Here is a 19,673-nt window from a genome sequence, read left to right on the forward strand (position 1 = left end):
GCAGCACTTTAATAGCTTGGTTCTATGTTGCCCGACATACATGGCCAGCGAAGAGAAGAGGGCCAGCTTTCCAAGACGGCCTCTTCTCTTTCACGCTACCCGGTAATTCTTAAGCGAAGGTTATCGTTCACTTGGCGGTTGTTATGTGTTGATGACTGCGCCCTATAAACCAAATCCGGTTTCGTCGTCAAAGCCCGGATTGCCAGCTTCACGCGGGCCAGTCCACAACCTTTAACAATAAGTGTCCACGAAACCGGCAGCAGTCCACTCACAATCCAGCTTTGAATCTGGCTGTTTTGACCACTAGGCTGCATTTTCGACCAAGGCTTCGGCTAAATGGGTCTGAATTTTCTGGCCGGTGGCGAGGCGCTCGCGCAAGCTGGAGCAGAGGGCACGTAGCACCGCGACGCGGTTGACGATGCGGGCTTGTTCGGCTAAAGGTGGAAGAATAGCAAGTAACCCACTTACGTCAGAAAGACGGAAGCTGTTCTTAATTCCACGCTGGGGAGAATTGAATTGCAATTGGGCAAATTCTGACAAAAGCAGCATAGGGAAAAATTCGCCTTGCAGTGAATCAAAAAGACGAAGCATACAAGTGTGCTGATTAATGTACGCCTCACCAAACCCTTCTGGAATTAAACCGAGCATACCTACTTCACCAGTTATTGAAATGAGTATATCTCCAGCTTCAAGGCTGGTACGAGTACCTTCACCTCCCTCCGGTGGCTTGACTCGCTGGATATTATCAAGACGCAATTTGTAAGAACCACGAGATAGGTTACCCATCCGCACAAAAATGGGCCCTTCATTTGCGTAGTGCTGCGACCAATCTCGTGAGCCACTTGTAATTACGGAAGTCAGCTCCCCCAACCTCACCCACTCCCACCCATGCGGCAGTTCGAACGGTTTTTCGTCGTCGCTGATAGCCGGGAGCGGTTTGTCTTTTTTGATTTTTCCCTCGGCAATCAGCCGGTCTTTCTCAATACGGATTTGCTTGAGCAGTTCGCTGGCTGGTTCGTCGTTCGCGTCTTGTTCAACGAGCAGGCCGCGCACAGCGAGTTGGAGCGAGGTTTGTTCTAGCGCATCGACCGCTTCGGGACGGTCGAGGATGAGGTCGAAGTTACTGGCTAGCCGCGCCCAGTTTTCCCGCAATTGATGTGCCGATTCGCTCGCGGCGAGCGCGTCGAATATCGTGGCGGTAAGGCGGGTGTGTTGCTCGGCCTCCAGCTTGCCGCGCGTTTCCAGTGCGTCACACAGCGCCATCAGCTCTTCGACTTTGGCGACGATGCGGGCTTGCTCGGCAAGGGGCGGCAATGGAATTGCATATCGATTAAGTTCCTGACCTGCAAAATGCTTAATTGTCGCACCAGTAAAGTATTCGTTTAGTCGCCCACTAAAGGCATCATTTTCTAAGCAGTGGACAATAAATTCTGGCAACACTCCGCCAATCGTTCGAACACGATGTAATGCTTTTTGAAAATACATTTCATCTACCTCATCACGCCAAATGGCACAACGGCCTGGCTCGCCACCTTCGCAAATTAATAAATCACCAAGCCGCAGCCTAAATTCTTCTAATTCATGCGTTTCGAGATAAATCTCTTTGATGTCGTCAAGAACAAATCGACGCCATTGCACGTTCGTATTGCGCAAATATGGAAATGCCGACCCAGTATTCTTTGCTTTATCTAGCATCTTTCCCAAGCGATTCTCTGCGATTTGGGGCATGCGCACCCATTCCCACCCCTGCGGCACATCAAACGGTTTTTCTTCGTCGCCAATCGCCAGCAGTGGTTTATCTTTTTTGATTTTTCCCTCAGCAATCAGCAGGCCTTTTTCGGCGCGGATATGCCTGAGCAATTCGCTGGCGGGTTCGTCGCTGGGGTCTTGTGGAACAAGCTTGCCTTGTACGGCCAAACTTAGAATCAGCTCACGCAGGCGCTTGATGCCATCGGGGGCGGTGGCAAGCAGGTTAAAGCCTTCTGTCAATTTCATGCCTTGCCCTCCAGCGCGGCGGCAAGAATAGCTTTAAGCTGGTCGCGAATGGTCTGCGCATCGGCCTGCTGAGCTTGATATTGCGCCAACAGTTCGTCGGGGTCGTGGCTAATCACTACGCCGACGTGTGGATTTTTCTGGTCGAGGTTGAAACCCTTGGCGCGGATGTTGTCGATACTGACTTTCCATGCGAATTCGTTTTCCACGCGGCTGGCAAAGCCGTCGGCTTCGCTACCCCACCACGCTTTTTCAACGTCAAATTCGTCAATGCGAATCGGCTTGGTTTTGCTGTAGCTTTTATAGCCCGCCGGGTATTGGTGCTCGTAGTACCAGATGTCCTTGGTCGGTTGGCCTTTGGTGAAAAACAGCAAATTGGTCTTGATGCCGGTGTACGGCGCAAACACGCCATTGGGCAGGCGCACGATGGTGTGCAGATTGCACTCGGACAGGAGCCTTTCTTTGATGCGCGTTTTCACGCCTTCACCAAACAGCGTGCCATCGGGCAGCACGACGGCGGCGCGACCGTTGTGCTTGAGCAGCTCGGTAATCAGCACAAGGAACAAGTCGGCGGTTTCCTTGGTGCGGACATCGGCAGGGAAGTTGGATTCGATACCCGGCTCTTCGGTGCCGCCAAAGGGTGGGTTGGTGAGAATTACATCGACCATATCGCGCGGGCCGTAACTCACCAGCGGCTTGGCCAAAGTGTTGTCGTGGCGAATCTGAACCGGGATTTCGATACCGTGCAGCAACATATTGGTGACGCAAAGCAGATGGGGCATCTGTTTCTTTTCGACGCCGTGTATGGCCCGCTGCAAGAGGCTCTCGTCTTCGACCGATTTAACCTGCGTGCGCAAATGCTCAATCGCACAGGCGAGAAAACCGCCAGTACCGCAGGCAGGGTCCAGGATTTTTTCGCTCAGTTGCGGGCTGACCATATCAACCATGAACTGCGTGACTGCACGGGGCGTGTAAAACTCACCCGCATTGCCCGCGTTTTGCAGGTCTTTAAGGATTTTTTCGTACAGGTCGTTAAACAGGTGACGGTCTTGCTGGTTGTTGAAATCGATTTCGTTGATTTTGTTGATGACCTGACGAAGCAATTGACCCGACTTCATATAGTTGAAGGCGTCTTCAAACACCGACTGCACGACGAATGCACGGGCGTTCAGCACAGCATCGGCGTTCAGCCCTTTAAGCGCGCCAAACAGGTCGTTATTCACAAAGCCCAGCAACGCGTCGCCGGTAATGCCCTCGGCATCCGCCGCCCAGTTGCGCCAGCGCAGTTGTTCGGGAATTGGCGAGACGTACTCATCGCGCATCATCTCGATTTCAATCTCTTGGTCGTCGAAGATTTTGAGAAAGAACAGCCAGGACAACTGGGATATACGCTGTGCGTCGCCATCAATGCCCGCGTCTTGGCGCATGATGTCCTGGATGGATTTGATGAGGGTTGTACTGATGGTCACGGGTATCTCGTAAAGCAGAGCGAGAGCGGAATGTGTTCCGCTCTGAAGGTCTGAAAATGAAAATTTCGGTACTGTGCTGACAGCCTTCCAAGGCCGGGTTTATTCCGTCATTGGTACAAGGCGAGCTCCAGTTTTCGCAGTGCAGCTTGGTATTGAGGCTTGCCGCCAAACGACTTAATCAGCTCAACGGGCGAACCAAGTGGCGCAAAGTCTGGCGTCCGCAACACCTCGGTTTGCTCGATATTGGCGATACCTTCGTCGGCGTATTTGTCGAGAAGCATGTCCAGCACCTTGCGGGCAGTGTCACCGTACTGGGCAAAATAGTTCTTCTTTTTGACATTGTCAGCGCGGTCGCGGCGGGTCAATGGTTTTTGGCCAAAGGCGATGTGGCAAACTAGGTCAAACGGGTCAAGGTCTTTGCCCGTTTCTTTGGCCAGTTCGTCAAAAAACACACCCTGTGTCTCCAAGGTCTCGACAATGGCTTGCTTCTTGTCGGCATCAGTCCAGGTCTGTAAAAACGCATCGAGCGAGACAAACCGCTTCTTGAGCTGGATGCGGGTGTAGTCTTTCAAGGATTCAGTAATCAGCTTGCCGTCCGGCCCCATGAACTGGACGCGCTCATTGGCCACGTAGACGGGCACGTCATTGATTAGGTACTTGACGCGCGTCCCGCCTCCCTGCCCGGTATTGCCGCCTGAGCCGCCGTCGATGCCAGTAGGTTCGTTCACGGGCATGCCATATTCATCGGTAGGGGGCGCGTCGTTATCTTCCGGCGGCGTGACAGGTGCATCGCCTTCTGGCGCATAAATCACGACGGGTTCACCATCGAACGCGGGGTCGGCAAAGTTTTCGGTCGCTTTTTTGAAGTCCAGAATGGTAAACCACAGCTTGCCGTAGTCATCGTTAATCCGCGTACCGCGACCGATAATCTGCTTGAATTCGGTCATGCTGTTGATGGTACGGTCCAGTACGATAAGTTTGCAGGTCTGCGCGTCGACACCTGTAGTCATCAGCCGGCTGGTGGTCGCAATGACGGGATAAGCACGCTTCGGGTCGATGAAGTTATCCAGCTCCATTTTACCTTCGGCATTGTCCCCCGTGATTTGCATAACGTATTTCGGGTTGGCGCTGGCCAAATCAGCATTGGCATTACTCAGCGCCAGTCGCATGCGACTGGCGTGGTCGATGTCTTCGCAGAACACAATTGTTTTGCTCATGCGCCCAGTGGCATGCAACAGCTCGGTAATGCGATTGGCAACTGCATCGTCGCGTTGGGTCAATACGAGCGACTTGTTCATGTCTTTCTGGTTGTAGATGCGGTCTTCGATGACCTGCCCTTTGGCATCGACTTTGCCAGCGGTAGGCCGCCAGCCCAAGTCTTTGTCCAAATCCACGCGAATCACCTTATAGGGCGCGAGGAAACCATCTTCAATGCCCTGCTTGAGCGAATAGGTGTAAACAGGTTCGCCAAAGTAAGTTATGTTCGAAACTTCGTTGGTTTCTTTCGGCGTGGCGGTCAGCCCAAGATGAACGGCGCTGCCAAAGTAATCCAGAATTTCGCGCCACGCCGAATCTTCCGCTGCACTGCCACGGTGACACTCGTCAATTACGACCAAATCAAAAAAATCAGGACTAAATTGCTTATAGATGTTGCGCTCTTCTTCTGTCCCCGTGACCGCTTGGTAGAGCGAGAGGTAAATCTCGTAGGATTTGTCGACTTTTTTGGTTTGCGTGTTGATGCCCAGTTCGACCAACTCAGTCGTCTTCTGGCCCGAACCATCGACCTTCTCGACGCCCTTCTGGTTGACGCTGAGTTTCGCCATCGCACCCTTGAAGGGTTTAAAGTCGTTGACCATCGTCTGGTCGACCAGAATATTGCGGTCAGCCAAAAACAAAATCCGCTTGGCTGTATGTGACTTCCACAAACGCCAGATAATCTGGAAAGCGGTGTAGGTCTTTCCTGTACCTGTCGCCATAACCAGCAATATACGTTTCTGGCCTTTGACCACCGCTTCAACCGAGCGGTTAATCGCATTAACCTGGTAATAACGCGCAGAGCGGCCAGCGTGGTAATCCTGTGCGTAAACTGCTGCCTGCTCGTCACTGATGCCTTTCCAAGACAAGTAGCGGTGCCAGAGGTCCTCGGGAGAAGGAAAATCAGCCAGACTGATTTCTCGTTCTAACACACCATCGGTGAGTGTTTTGTCGTGAAAGAGAAAGCCGTCTCCATTGCTGGAGAAGGCAAATGGCACGTCGAGCATTGCGGCATAGTCCAGTGCCTGCTGAATGCCGTCGCGAACCGAGTGTTTGTTGTCTTTGGCTTCAACCACAGCCAAAGGCTGGTCTGGTTTGAAGTACAGTACGTAATCGGCTCGGCGAATGGTTTTGGTATCGCGTGCGCCTTTGTTTCCACGCACAACCACGCGACCCGCCGTGAGGTTGACCTCTTCACGCAGTTGACGCTGCTTATCCCAACCGACGGCCTCCATGGCGGGGGTAATGAACTTGGTGCAAATATCCCTCTCGGATAGCTTTTTCTTGTCCATAACCCGAACCATTGCGTGGCTTTCTATGAGTTTTTGATTGTACTGGATGAGCGGCTGGCGACAGAAGCGGGCCACCGCGTCATCGTCCACTCGGTTTCGCTCTCGTGAGTCGCGAGTCTACTTGACATTAAAGCCGAGAGCCTCCATCAATTCGTCGCGATTTGCGACCACCACTGGACTGCGATTGGGGTCGGCATCGAGAGTTATGTAGTCGAGCCCAAGGCGCCTATAGAAGTAGTACAGGAGCGCCCGACGCACGGACAGTCTGATGCCATCCTCATTCATTGCGTAATCGAACGCGACGGTACGCTGCTGGGCGGCGCCGAGGTTTGGATTTGGAATAAGTTGAACCTCAAAATGGTCGTTCCAGTCCCGGTCGACCTCCGGACGTGCACCCGCGGGCCCCGGCTCACGGGTCGCACTGCACCTTGACAGTACAAAGTCCTTAAATCGCTTATCGATGTGACAGAACGCTCTTGCGTGCCAACGCACGCCGTCAAATCCGAAGGCGTGCGGCGTAATCCTTCGCCACATCTCTCCTGTTCGCGACACGCTCATCGATAGGTAGTTAATCTCGATTGAGCGCCCGCTTCGCATCACCTCGAGCATGCTTTGCAGCACCGCTGGCTCAATGCGTCGCATTGGAATCGGCATTGCGTCTATGGACGGCACGCGTTGTAGCCACGTGTCCGTTGGGTCAATAAGCCCTTCCGCCACCGACCGAAGTTGAGCGAGATAAGCATCTGCACTCGGATTTAGGAACTGCGGCGCGAAAGCCGGCGATGCCGTGTATCGTTTTTCGCTGGCGTCATAGGCCAGATTGTCTGGCGCGAGCTTCTGATAGAGGCTGAGGTCGGTTGACGCCTGTGGGACCGACACCCCAAATCGCTCTGTCAAATCGCTCCGGTTGACGCCACCGTCCCAGAAAACGCGGAATTCGATAAATTCGAGGCGACGTTCTGTCCCCCATCTCATCTTTGGTGTTGCATCGGTCATCTTGATGGATATAGAAACTTGACGGGAAAAGTTACTGTATGTATATTAAAACTATACCCGTCTGCGCAGTACCTGTCCATACGGGTCTCATCTTGAACGGAGATTGGAAATGGCAGGCACCTGGAATTACGACCGCGCGGAGAAACACATCAAAGCCAAGATTGATGACGTCAAAAACGTCGTCGTTGCGGACTATGTTCGCGAACTGGCGCTCGAAAACATCCCGACGAACAAGGCCTATCGGGTTGATGGAGTGCATCTTTATGCGGACATCATCAACCTTGACGACATGCTGAACTCTACGGTCACGGAGGGTGAGACTTGCCACAAACGCACGCTGCAGTTCTTGAACCTTCATTATCGGGCTGTCAGCCGCATCGTGAGCCGCGTCGACGCGCGCCGGGTCGACTTCCACAATCAGCGGTTGCATTCTCTCGTCACCAAGCCGTATAACACCGAGACCGACGCCGAAGCCAAGCGTGTCCGCCGTGCTGTGGCCATCGCTCAACTGATTATCGACGTGCTGAAAGAAACGGGCGACGACGAGGACAAGATTCCCGCGGCACGTGTCCGCGTCGGTATCGACAGTGGCAAGTCGCTCGCCGTCAACAACGGGCGGAACGGGTACCGTGAGCCGCTCTTCTTGGGCGACCCAGCGAACCATGCCGCGAAACTTGCTGGCGGTGGTTCGGCCGAAGGCATCTATTTGACAAACGAAGCCCGACGAGCACTTGACCTGCCAGAGGTCGAAGAGCCGAAGACGACACGATTGACCCGGCAGGAAATCGAAGAGTGCGAAGAGGCCGCTGCGCTGGAAGTCACGTCGGACAAGATTGTCGAAGAATGGCGTGAGGACCTCGACAACAATCCGATTGGGGCATTCGAATTTAGTCGGCACACTCCGCCTTTCTGTGACATCGACATTGTCAAGCTCACGCCGAAAAACTCGCGACGCCAGGAGTCCATCAGCATCTACGCCGACATTGATGGGTTCACGCGATACGTGAGCGACCATATTGATGACAACACTGGCGATGTCGTTCGCGTCTTGCACGTTGTTCGGGCTGAGCTTGAACGCGTCCTGACCAGCGATTTCAAAGGGCGCCGGGTGCGCTTCATCGGCGACTGCATTCATGGGCTGATTTGTGAAGGAACCGCGCAAACAACTGACGAAAAAGCGACGGTAGGGAACGCCACGCTGCTGGCCGGTGCACTCCGAAGCAGTTTTGACCTCGCGCTTGAGAAACTCACAGACGCTGGTTACGAAACTGGGAACCTTGGTCTTAGCATCGGTTTCGAATATGGCCCGATGACACTTACGAGACTCGGAATCCACGGTGACCGTGTACGTTGTTCCGTGAGCCGCGGCGTTCTTGCCTCTGAAGCACAGCAAATGCGCTGCAACGGGGTGGAGACGGCCCTCGGCCCCGAGGCCTATGAAGTCGCGTCAGACGCGGTTCGCAAGCTGTTCGGCAGTACGCGGAAGCGCAAGAACCTCGACTATAACGAAGCGGTCGAAGCTCTTGCAGACAAGGGAGACGATACCGGCGAAGCAGCGAAACGGGCGGCATACACAAGTACGCCTGCGGCTCCCCGCCCAGCTGAACGTTCCGTTCGCCCGCACACGAAAGGTTGAGTTCTCCCTCATGTCTGCACTTAGCTTCGTCGCCGACGTGGCCGCCGACTATTCGGCGACAGTTACGCACTTGGCTCCGAGCGAAGTCGAACTGACGGTAAACATCCATCGTGCCGATGGGCGCGTGGTTAGCTACGACATCGTCGCCTATCAAAACGGCGACGATGTGTTCGCAAGAGAAAAGACCCCCTCTCGGCTACCCGCGTTTTGCCCTGAGCGACACATAAATAGCAACGGGTCTTTCTGCCTGTACTGGCAGGAACATGACGCAATGGGAGTTGCTGATACCGCGGCAGCGCATCGGTGGTGGCAGACACTGCGCGAGTTTCTTTTGCTGCAGGAACGCGTCGCAAAGTTGCGGCGCTGGCCCGGAGATGGATGGGCGCACGGCTCGGCTGCGCATCATCAGAACGAAGCAGAAACGGCCGCGGCAGCGCTAGGTCGACCCATGTCGGAAGCGCTGCAAGAAAATCGCCTGCTGGTGAAGGCAGGGCCCAAAGTGCCCCATCCTAATGGCCCGACTCTTCGCGTGTACCTCGACGGCGTCCATATCTACACGGTCTGGAGAAAAATGGGGCGCATCACCAACAAACAGCAGCCGTGCATTTGCGCACGGAAAAAAATAGCGCGCCGCAACAAGTTTCGCTCATGTGGCGACCATGCTTTGCAAGCTGCTCGATTCGCGACTTCAATGCTCGAATGGAAGGAAGCCGAAGCCGCGTTCTGGGATGTCTTCACGGACGCCACGTGCTGTGGCACTTGCGACGATTGCCCATTGCGAAAGAATGTCGATACCGCTGCAGAGCCGGAACGCGCTGAGCTGCTGACTTGATTTGGACAAACATGAAAGAACGATTTGAAGGCGAAGCTGGCCGTCGCCGCCTTATAGAAGCTCTGCGCGAACAGCGCACCGTTGCCGGTAACGAACAACTCGCGACAGACCTGGCCGACCTCCTCGAACTCGTTGACATCAAGGCTGGCGACGCGCTTATCGAGCAGGGCGCCGACGATAACGATATGTATTTCCTGCTCGGAGGAACCTTCGATGTTTCCGTTAATGGGAAGAAGGTGGCTCAGCGCTCGGCAGGAGACCATGTAGGCGAGATGGCTGCGCTTTTGCCATTCCAGCTTCGGTCCGCAAGTGTCATTTCCGTCGATGGCGGCGTCGTTGGCAAACTGACGGAACCGCAGCTCGTCTCTCTCGGTAAGGCTTATCCAGACATCTGGCGCTGGATTGCCAAAGAGTTGTCGCGCCGCTTGCTTCAGCGCAATCGGTTGGTTGCGGAAGCACGGGAAAAGATTCGGATATTTGTCATCTCATCGGTCGAGGCCCTTCCCATTGCGCGGGCAGTCGAGAATGCCTTTGAATACGACGACTATAACGTAACGCTGTGGACCCATGATGTCTTCAAAGCGTCCCGCTATCCCATCGAGTCGCTTGAGGCGGAACTAGATGTCAGCGACTTCGCGATTGCTATCGTACAACCGGACGATGTCACAAAGATGCGCGGAGAAGACCGTGCCGTGCCGCGTGACAATGTGATTTTCGAACTGGGTTTTTTTATGGGCAGACTGGGTCGCGAACGCGCCATCCTGATGGAACCGAGAGGCGAAGAAGTCTCTTTGCCGACGGACCTGTCGGGGATTACAACGATACCGTACAAATATGCGGACGGGAAAGGACTGGCGGCGGCGATGGGACCAGCATGCAACCGACTGCGGTCGCTCATCAATGAACTCGGTGTCTTCAGGTAGTCCTTCGCTGCCACCTTCGCCACTACAGAGCAATTCGACCATGAGCCTCAGACAGCATCTTCAAGAGACTGTCCACGACGTCTTTTTTCAGAAGTGGACTGAGCGTGAAGGCAGGCAGATTCCACAAGACACCTCGGTGCGGCTCGGCAACGATGCGGTCAAGATAGACGCGACCGTCTTATATGCGGACATGGCGGACTCGACGCATCTTGTTGATAACTTCCGTCCATTTTTCGCTGCGGAGATTTACAAGTCATTCCTCGCTTGCGCCGCGAAGATAATTCGCTCGGAGGGCGGTGAGATTACCGCGTACGACGGCGACCGGGTAATGGCTGTATTTATCGGCGAGTTGAAGAATACCCGCGCGGCCCGCACAGCAATGAAAATTCACTGGGCTCGCCGAGAAGTCATTGCTCCGGCACTCGTGAAGCAGTATGAGGGTACGACGTTCAAATTGAACCACGTGGTCGGCATAGACACTAGCAGCCTGTTTGTGGCCAAGACCGGAGTGCGTGGAGCAAACGACCTCGTTTGGGTTGGGCGCGCCGCGAATCACGCCGCAAAATTGTCGTCACTGCCACACTCGCATTCAAGCTATATCTCAGAAGATGTTTTCAAGGCCTTGCAGCCGGCATTGAAGGTGTCCGCTGACGGCCGGGACATGTGGGAAGCTGTTCGCTGTAACGGCTTCGATGACCGCATTATTTATCGCTCTAACTGGAGGTGGGCAATTGCTTGACGTTGACTCCAATAACCCAACCGCCGAGCAAAACAGGACTCGCCTCCTCTTCTCCCAGTGGGTGCTCGAGCGAAATCTCGGCTGGATAGCGGCCGCTGAAATTAAGGTTGGCGTTGTGACAACAATGGGTATTGCCATGCTGGGCGGACTCGCGGCTGCGTTCGGCGCTGCCGCAGTCAAGTCGCCATGGGCTTACGCGACGACAGCAAGTGCCGCCCTCTTGGTGATTGTCGCACTTGTGTGCGCGGCTATGGCCGTGATACCAAGAGTCGCCGGACCAAATGAGTCTCTCATTTTCTTTGGTCGTATCGCGGCCCACGATAACTGGCGTTACGCCGATGCCCTTAGAGATGCGACCGATGCCGAAATTCTTCGCGACTGCTCAATGCAGATTCATCGCAACGCACAAATAGCCTGTGAAAAGCATATATGGGTTCGACGCGCGATGATTGCAGCTCTATTGGGCGTCCCCCCATGGTTGATTGCGCTGGTCCTCTCTATGAAGCTCGTATAGTGTTGCCCGCCGACGCCAGTTTTTCCCACATGTCGACGTCAGGCTATCCAAGTTGTAAATGAGAACAATCAGACAGTAGCGATTCGTGACCTGCTCGAGAGGTGCCGTCAAATTTCGGATTACGGGTAAGACTCGCGTTGGCGGTATTAGTCCAGTCCGTAAAGCCCGCTTCGTACTCCAGCAAAGGTAGCATCACCGCCCGCGCAGCGCGGCAGGTGCGATGAAAGTCAGAAAAACCACAGAGATTTGCGGTTCGACCTGATACCGCCGGCGTTGCTCACGATTTTTGAGCTCGCCGTCCTTGAGTTCAAACTCAAAGTGCCGATATGGCGAATACCGGTTGTTCGCGCCGAGCGCGCGACGCGATAACGGCAGCCAGAAAAAATAGTGCTTTCAGGCACATGAATACGCAAGCAACGAGGCTAATCGACGCGCGACCCGGCGCGTCTTCTGAAGGACGGGGTACATGCAGAAGACACTTTTGTCGCTCATCAACGAGGCTAGGCCTCGTCGCGCGCTGTTCACCACCTACACTTTCAGCGTCAGCTGGTTCGAGACATTTGTCCTGCCCGCACTGCGCAACGTCGGATGCGAACAGATTGACGTTCTGGTCGACGCAACCGAAGCTTGCAAGTCCACAGAGGAGGCGACCTGCCTGCACGCGGGCAATGCTTATCGCGTCATTCCCGTCAGCATGCAAGGTTCGGCCGTGTTCCATCCGAAGCTTGTGTACATGCAGGGTATTGAGCACGACCATCTCGTAGTGTCGAGCGCGAACCTGACGCTCGCCGGGCATGGCAAGAACCTGGAAGTGATTGACGCGGTGTCGTCGTATCAAGAGCCAGCCGTCTTCGGCGAGTTCGCCGAATTCGTCAATGCACTACTCGGCAAATATGATTTTGCACCGGAGAATGCCGCGATTCTGCGCACCTACGAGCGCCGTGCGCAAGTGTTGCGCGCTGCGGCAGGCGACATCGACGAATACGCGCGTACGTGCTGGCTCATCCACACGATGACCCAAGCCGCCGCTGACCAGTTTGCCGCGCTGGCAGACCGCCTTTCGCGACCTGAGACGCTGACGGTGCTCGCTCCGTATCACTCACCCTCCGGCGAGCCCATACAGAACCTGGCAGCCGCCGTCCGAGCGTCCAGCATGCGAGTCGGTATCAGCCGTGTCACGACGCATGCGCCGTTTGAGGAATGGTCGACCTGTTTTTACGAGCCGGTCGAATATGTTGTCGCCGAAACCTGGGATAGCTACCGGTTCCCGCATGCGAAGTGCTTTGAATTGCAGGGCGGAGACGGTGTGCTGGTCATGACGGGTTCGGTCAATGCGACTTCCCAGAGCCTCGAGAGCACTACCAACGTCGAAGCGGCACTGGTGCGCCGTCTCAGTGAGTCGCCCTTCACCTGGACAGCCATCGAACCCACGGCTTACGTGCCGTGTGATTTCAGGTCGATGTCGCTCACGACGCGCAATCCGGCTGTTCAGGCTACGTGGCGTGCGTCACAGCACATCGTAGGAACGGTTACGCCGGCGCCGGGCGCGATGAATGTCGCCCTGGCCATCTGGGAAGGTGAAGCTTGTCTCAAGACTATCCCTGCCCTATGGCTTACCGAAGAGGGTGCGTTCGATGTTCTCGTGCATGACGACCTCGAGAACACGCGCGCGTTGTGCCTGGTATTGACGGGCGAGGAGATGACGGCATCAGGCTGGCTGAATGTCGAGCTTCAGCTCACGGCAAATGATGCGGAGCGCAAACTGCTCCGTGCGGCCAACCGCATGCGTGTGTGCGAACTTAATCTCGCCGACATGGACGCGATTATTTCCTACGTGCAGACGCTTGGCTCGAAACGGCGTGAGCAAGCCTCGCCGGAAGGGCGTACCAAGGACGACGCGCCGGATGGGGCGACTGGCATCCCTCGCAAAACCATGAGCTACGAGGAGTGGCGGCGCGGGTTCGAAGACCTGACGCAATTGGGCGCATCTGCGTCCGTTACGCGAGTATCGCTCGAAGCCGCGCTGCACTGGGTGAATTCAGACCTGACGAGCGAGCTGCCGATAGGCGACACGGCTGCTCACGATGCGCGCAAAGAGAGCAAGCCGAAAGACGCTGCGGCGGCCGGCACGCCGCGATTGAAGCTCCTCATGAGCGACCGCGCCGAGTATGACGACGACTACGACAATGAGGACGAAGAAGCCGGTCGCGCGCAGGTTGAAGAGGCGGGCAATGCGTTGCTGCAGAAGTTCATCGCGAGCCTGCCTCGCGTGCTTGAGCTGGACGCCCAATCCGCCATCGTGCCGATGATTGTAGAGCTGTCGGGCTGTGCGGCGCTCAGGCGCGCGCTGTCACACAATCAGCCGCGTAAGACGGACCCGAGTGTGCTTTCGGAGTTGCTGGTCATTGACGGCTGGCTGACGCGCTATTCGAAATTCGACTATAGCGCGCAGAACCGAGAGAAGTTGCTGCCGTTTTTTTGTGCAATGGCTTGTTGCGCGGCGCACTACCATCAAGACTCGTCGCTTCAGGCGGTCAAGGAAGCGCTTCAACGGGTGGCCGGCCGTGCGGTGCCAGAGGAAGAAATCGAAGAACTTGCGCACATGGCGCTCCACTCCCGATGGTTCGAACGTGTTCCGAAAGCGGACCATGAACGCGTTGCAACGAGTGGCCGGGTTATTGCCCTGTGCCTGACGCTGACGCAGCAACTCGAGGACCTCCTTGAGATTATCGTCAACAAGCCCACCGAGAAGCCATATATTCCCCGAGAGTTCGAAAGGGTCATGTCGGCCGTGCGGCAACACCGCGGGAATAAGCAGGGAAGGGTTTTTGGCAATCTGCACCCGAAATCAACGGCATGCCCGTGTTGCTTCCATACCATCAAAACCGACGAGTTGAACGACACCGTCACGCAGCGCGCGATGTTGTGCACGAACTGCCAACGCGCGCTGTTCATGGGGCTGGACAAGGCTGAACTCGCAAAAAAAGGCCTTGCAGGCCGCTACAAGGGGTAATCCGATGCTCACAACGCCGCATTACACGCGAATGGTGGACGACACCGACGGTGCTGACGCACTGGGCACCGGCGCTTTAATAGAGGCCTTTTACCGCTCGGTGTTTCCAGGCATCAACAATGTAGTTGAGTTCGTGCGTATCTATGCCGCGCTCTGCTGGATGATTCGCCGGATTGAGGTGATGGGAAAGGCGACGCCGGGGACGGACATGGTTGCACTGTCGAAAACGGGCCTGGAGAAAATGCAGCTGCTCCTGACCTGGTACAACGTGGCGCAGGGCGTCAAGGGACTCGCGGGCAAGAACCGGCTTTTCCCTCCGGATAACAGTCGAGTGACGCTGAGTTTCGATGCAATTCCCAGCAAGAAAGTCGCTGCCATGCTTGCGGCGAATCCTGATGCCGAAATCTCTGACCCAGGTGCGCACTACCTGACTCCCGTACAGTACGGGCCAAGTCTCGAGGGAGGTCTTGCTTTCATCAAGGGCAATCCGAATCCCGCAGCCCGGGGGACGTATGTCCTGACCGACGTGGGGACGAAACTTGCGCAGGCCTATGACGACGCAATTTCAGGCTCGAAATGGTATGACTGGCTGGCTAATCTCAACCAGGTGACAACGTGCCGTGACGAGGTTGCAGAGATGGGCGACCTGCTGGATATGCGATTACCGTCTCAGCAGGAGCGGCAGGTGTTTGCGAGAGCCTACTATCCGGAAAGCATAGAAGATGTGACTGGCGCAAAGGTGCCATACCGATGCAATGGCATTACGCTGGTTTTGCGCGCGCTGCTCGCCGAGCAGAACAGTCTGCGCGAGCCAGGACAACGTGGTCTCGATGTCGACACGATTCGCTACACGATGGTGCGGGGCATGACGCTCCAAGGCGTGCCAGTTAATCTTGAAGGGCTCGATGAGGTTCACGGATGGTGGATGACCGTGCACCTGAAAGAGCTTTCCCGACTCGCACTCGATAGTCTCTCGCGCAACGTAGCGAGCTGGATTCATGACGCCGTGGTGGACGAACGTCCGCGTCGCGACATCGTCGCGTGCGTCGAAGGCCTTGGCGAGCGTATGGAGCGCGCATTGCCTGAAGCGTACCGCGCACGGGTGAGCAGTTATGTGGCCCATCTCGAAGAACTGCGCGGCAAGTCAGAAACATTCTACGAAGCGGGGCTTCGAGTTCCGGCGCTGCGCATCGAGGAGGTGCTCGGCAAGCTGCTCGAGGTGTCAAATTTCAAGCAGCGTACGCCCCAGGAATCCGCGGCGCTGGTGTCTGCCTATGAAGCGCTAGTGTATTGCGCACTCGAGGCGCGGCAGCTTCTTTCGAATCCGTACGTCCAACAGACGGTGCCGCCCGTGGACCGGCTTTCGTTCAAGGCGTTGCGCGACATTCTCGAGCGCTTCGAAGATGCGCGCCCGGCCGAGTTCCTTGCTCACATCGTACAGTTCTACGTCGTCCTGCTGCATTTCACGGTTGCGCGTGACCGGACTATCCAGTCGGGCGACGGACGTAACCGCTTCATTTTCACTATTGGCGAAAATGGCATGGAGCGGGTCACTACGAAAGGCGCGCTCCACGGCGTGGATTTGGGGCTTGCACGCAACCGGTTACGGCAGGCGCTAGTTCTCCTGGCGCAGTGCGGTTTCGTGGAGACATCGGATGAGGGTGAGACCTTTGAGCTGACGAGAGCCGGACGGCAGCGCCTTGAGCGCGGCATTCCCGACTTCAGTTGTGTTGAGGCAGTGTAGACGAGGCTGGGTCCAAGGCGAGCCAACTGAACGGTTTGGACGCTGTGCCAAAGGTGCGGTCATAGTCGATAGCCTCTGGTGCTTTTTGACTGCAGCCTTGGTCTTGAACTCCCGCGCGACCACGCGGCGGTCTGACGAGAAGCGTGAATCCCCGGTGCCGGCGGGATTTAAGCAGGCTTGAAAATTCCCCTGCTATTGCCTACGTTGGTAAACCGAGGCCGGTGCAATGCCGGCACGCAGTACCAGTAATGCGCCTTTATTAGTCGCGTTGACCGCCCGCCAGGTCAGGCCCCCATTTTATGAGAGGGTACAGCGGGAGCGGGCGATGAAACGAGTCTGGCTGCGGGCGAATTCGGCGACGGCGGTAAGCAGTCGCCTACACCTTTCTATTCTGCTCCTGTTTGAACTGGTAGAGCGCGATGGTCTCCACGCCCATGGCGCGCAGACAAGCTATGAGGAAGGCTGCCGAGAAGCGCTTACGATTGATTTTGCGGTTGAGCTGGTCGGGCGATTCGTAGACGCCCAGCTTTTCGAGCAGTCGGGAAAGTTGCTTGTAGCGGATGCCCCGACGCACCATTTCCTCTTCTATCAGTCCTTTTGCTTCTTCTTCCCACTCGCCATACGGCTCGAGTTTCAGCCGGCCACGGTCGTCAGGCGTTTCTTCCATCGTTCCCTCTCGACGTCATTCGAGCCTTCACCTTTTTGCTGCTGGAATTTTCTCATAGCCAATTTCGGTCGTATACGACCGGTCTGCGGGCCGGTATCTCTACACGTTCTCAGCAAGCCATTTTTTTGCGAGAACAGAATGCTGACAATAACGTTACAACCAAATTTGACGTCCCGACGGAGCGTAACTGCATCCCGGGCCATTAGGCAGATGCACTGCCGACGGCAGGCTTCGGTCGGAGGTGCGAAATGAGAAGCGCACCGTCATATGGCGTCCGTAGTCGTCTGAGTGCTGCGAACGCCGGCGTTCGACTCACGGCGCGGACGTACGGCAAGGCCCGCATCGGCACGTATGCCGAAAAAGCCGACGGACACATCACCGTTGAAGCCGACCCTGAACGCCTGGTAGCGCACATGCTGTGCGTCGACCCGCGCGTGCGCTCTTTCCGGCCGCAGCCGTTCACCGTTGACCTGGTTGCTGGACGGCTACTGTTCACAAGTGAGGAACTGTCGGAAGCGCGTAGGTTACGTGGTAGTCGCACCGGGGAGGCAGAGTACACGCCAGACTTTGCAACCGTTCAGGCGGACGGTCTGCAGCGCGCTTACGAGGTCAAGCTTCAGGGCTTTGAGGGCGACGACCGGTACTGGGCCAAGGTCGAGCGAGCGCGCGAAATTATGGAAGCGTACTGCTATCCGCTATTCACCGTAGTTGTGCCCAGGAATGAACGGCATCCGGTCGTAGTCAACGCGCAATTGTTAAAGCCTGCCGCAATGCGCGCCCGCGATTACCTAACGCCAGACATCATCAGCCGGGTCGAACGCTACTGCGAACCCGGCCCCGTGCTGCAGCGCGCGCTATGCGCCGACCTTCAGATTCCGACGGGTCTGATTCCTCCACTACTCGCCACGGGTGTGTTGCAGGCCGACCTCGTGCATCACCATATTTGTGCCACGCTTCAACTCTCGGCCGCATATGGAGACCTAAGCCACCTCTGTCTGATTGAGGAGCTGCGGCCATGATGGCCGACCTGCGCGCCGGAGACAAGCTGGCTCTGCCCGGCAAACCTGAAAGTTACTTTGAGGTGCTGGATGCCCGCTTGCATGCTGGCTCCATCCACCTCTTCGACGCAGAAAAGCGTGCGGACCAATACGTCGACTACGACGACATCCGCGCGCGGATTTCGGAAGGCGCTTTGGTCCTGCATCGAAAGGGAATGCCGCGCGTCAGCATTGCTGCCCAGTACGACAATCCGGAATTGCATGACCACATACGCCTTCTGACTTACGTTCTACGGCGCATTGATGAAATCCGTCAGCAACGCGGCCTGTCGTTTAATGCGGCCATTCCGCTCGCTCGCGATGCCTATGCAAAAGAGCGGGTGGGTCAACTGCTGGTCCGACCCTTTCCGTCGCGCGCTACCCTGTATAGGGCTCACAATAATCAACGGCTTGGTCTGCCAGTTCTCAAGGGCGACGAAAATAAAGGCAATAGAACAGCCAGGTATTCAGTAGAGCTTGTCGAATTTGTCCACGAGGTTATCAAGGACCAGTTTCTGGTCACGGAATCGAGGTGGACAGTCCTCGACCTGACGAATTACATCGACCGTGAAGCTCGTCGCCTTGGCTTGCATGTTGCCCCGCACTCAATTAGCCGTAAATTCGTATGCGCCAGGATTGATGACCTGACGCCCGACGCCGATTACGACCGGATGGACCCACTTAAACGGGTCGCAGGCAAATCGTTCGCGAAAAATCGCATTCGGGCGGCATTTCCGTTCGCCCGTGTTGAGCAGGATGCTGTGCACCTGCCATTCGTTGTAACCACGCCTCATGGAATCGCTCGGACCGTCTATCTGGTCCTCGCAATTGATGTCTGCACGGGCTATCCGGTGGGCTGGCGACTGGTCATTGGCTCGCCGCGCGAAATGGACTCTCTGTTGTGCCTCGAGATGTACCTGACGCCTGCCAAGGCAGCCCGCTTCAAGGCGCTCGGTATTACTCATGCGCTGAACGTTTACGGCACGCCAGCACAGGTAATTTTTGACAACGGCCCGGAGACCAAGGGCGGGCGCATTGTCCGCCTTGAGCGGTTAGGAATGGACGTCAAGCATTGCAAAGCTAAGGAAGCACAAGGCAAGCCATTCATCGAGCGTCTGAACCGGTCGCTCAAGGAAGCACTGCAACGTCTCCAGGGATGTACCCGCTTTGAAGGAAAAGACGGGATGCGTGACCCGGAGGCGCTAGGCGACGAGTTGATGACTATCGATGCGCTCGAGAAGTGGATTGTCAGGTGGCTGTATGAGGACTGGGTCAACAGCCCCCTCGACCGGCTGCGCTGGGACGAATTGCTGGTCGACTCGATAAAGGGAAAGACGCCGCGTGAGCGTCTGACATATCAGACTGAAGAACTGGGACAGCCCATCACCATGCCGCCGCCGCGGCGCGAATGGATGGCTGCACTATTCGAACACAAGCCATGCGTGTTGAGCGCGAAGACGGGCATCTCTGGAGGGCGACAATCATTTTGGCCGGTGTAGCGGCGAAGGTTTTGGCCGGTGGGGAGAAGTCAGAGGCGGCGTAGCCGCCGGAGAGTTCTCCCCACC

The 19,673-nt window shown here is 56.2% G+C and carries 14 protein-coding genes; 9 read left to right on the forward strand and 5 right to left on the reverse strand.

What is annotated here, in order from left to right:
• Nucleotides 1-303 precede the first annotated feature (303 nt).
• The 4 genes from QCE69_RS15580 to QCE69_RS15595 all read right to left on the reverse strand — a co-directional run bounded on the left by QCE69_RS15580 (nt 304) and on the right by QCE69_RS15595 (nt 7,003).
• Nucleotides 304-1,995 (reverse strand): restriction endonuclease subunit S, encoded by a 1,692-nt coding sequence (locus QCE69_RS15580; RefSeq protein WP_309931490.1) that lies wholly within the window; start codon nt 1,993-1,995, stop codon nt 304-306.
• The gene (locus QCE69_RS15585; RefSeq protein WP_309931491.1) at nt 1,992-3,461 is read right to left on the reverse strand and encodes a class I SAM-dependent DNA methyltransferase; all 1,470 of its coding nucleotides are present in this window, start codon (nt 3,459-3,461) and stop codon (nt 1,992-1,994) included. Before QCE69_RS15585 ends, QCE69_RS15580 begins: the two co-directional genes overlap by 4 nt.
• Before the next feature lie 107 nt (nt 3,462-3,568).
• Entirely contained in the window at nt 3,569-6,007 is a 2,439-nt protein-coding gene (gene hsdR / locus QCE69_RS15590; protein ID WP_309931667.1) for an EcoAI/FtnUII family type I restriction enzme subunit R, read from the reverse strand.
• A gap of 117 nt (nt 6,008-6,124) precedes the next feature.
• On the reverse strand, nt 6,125-7,003 hold the full coding sequence (locus QCE69_RS15595; RefSeq protein ID WP_309931493.1) for a WYL domain-containing protein: 879 nt from the start codon (nt 7,001-7,003) through the stop codon (nt 6,125-6,127).
• Between the two features lie 109 nt (nt 7,004-7,112).
• Here QCE69_RS15595 and QCE69_RS15600 point away from each other — a divergent pair, with 109 nt between their 5' ends.
• The 7 genes from QCE69_RS15600 (at nt 7,113) to QCE69_RS15630 (ending at nt 16,404) form a co-directional block, all read left to right on the forward strand.
• Complete coding sequence (locus tag QCE69_RS15600; RefSeq protein WP_309931495.1) at nt 7,113-8,639, forward strand: transcriptional regulator; 1,527 nt, start codon at nt 7,113-7,115, stop codon at nt 8,637-8,639.
• Between the two features lie 10 nt (nt 8,640-8,649).
• Nucleotides 8,650-9,471, forward strand: coding sequence for an E2 domain-containing protein (locus QCE69_RS15605; RefSeq protein ID WP_309931497.1), 822 nt, complete (start codon nt 8,650-8,652; stop codon nt 9,469-9,471).
• A gap of 11 nt (nt 9,472-9,482) precedes the next feature.
• Entirely contained in the window at nt 9,483-10,394 is a 912-nt protein-coding gene (locus tag QCE69_RS15610; RefSeq protein ID WP_309931499.1) for a TIR domain-containing protein, read from the forward strand.
• A 40-nt stretch (nt 10,395-10,434) separates the two neighbouring features.
• Entirely contained in the window at nt 10,435-11,133 is a 699-nt protein-coding gene (locus QCE69_RS15615; protein ID WP_309931500.1) for an adenylate/guanylate cyclase domain-containing protein, read from the forward strand.
• Complete coding sequence (locus QCE69_RS15620) at nt 11,126-11,647, forward strand: Pycsar system effector family protein (protein ID WP_309931501.1); 522 nt, start codon at nt 11,126-11,128, stop codon at nt 11,645-11,647. The genes QCE69_RS15615 and QCE69_RS15620 overlap by 8 nt, the downstream gene beginning before the upstream one ends.
• A 466-nt stretch (nt 11,648-12,113) precedes the next feature.
• Entirely contained in the window at nt 12,114-14,660 is a 2,547-nt protein-coding gene (locus tag QCE69_RS15625) for a hypothetical protein (RefSeq protein ID WP_309931502.1), read from the forward strand.
• A 4-nt stretch (nt 14,661-14,664) separates the two neighbouring features.
• Nucleotides 14,665-16,404 carry a hypothetical protein gene (locus tag QCE69_RS15630; RefSeq protein ID WP_309931504.1) on the forward strand — a complete coding sequence of 580 codons (1,740 nt, stop codon included), beginning with the start codon at nt 14,665-14,667 and terminating at the stop codon, nt 16,402-16,404.
• Between the two features lie 376 nt (nt 16,405-16,780).
• Here QCE69_RS15630 and QCE69_RS15635 read toward each other — a convergent pair whose 3' ends face one another.
• Nucleotides 16,781-17,071: a DUF6471 domain-containing protein gene (locus tag QCE69_RS15635; RefSeq protein ID WP_309931505.1), complete on the reverse strand. Its 291-nt coding sequence runs from the start codon at nt 17,069-17,071 to the stop codon at nt 16,781-16,783.
• A 248-nt stretch (nt 17,072-17,319) separates the two neighbouring features.
• On the opposite strand from QCE69_RS15635, the gene QCE69_RS15640 reads away from it, so the two are divergent.
• Nucleotides 17,320-18,090, forward strand: a complete 771-nt coding sequence (locus tag QCE69_RS15640) for a hypothetical protein (RefSeq protein WP_309931507.1) — start codon at nt 17,320-17,322, stop codon at nt 18,088-18,090.
• Nucleotides 18,087-19,607 (forward strand): transposase family protein, encoded by a 1,521-nt coding sequence (locus tag QCE69_RS15645; RefSeq protein WP_309931509.1) that lies wholly within the window; start codon nt 18,087-18,089, stop codon nt 19,605-19,607. The genes QCE69_RS15640 and QCE69_RS15645 overlap by 4 nt, the downstream gene beginning before the upstream one ends.
• Nucleotides 19,608-19,673 lie beyond the last annotated feature (66 nt).

It is taken from the genome of Caballeronia sp. LZ032 (assembly GCF_031451315.1).
Taxonomy (GTDB): Bacteria; Pseudomonadota; Gammaproteobacteria; order Burkholderiales; family Burkholderiaceae; genus Caballeronia.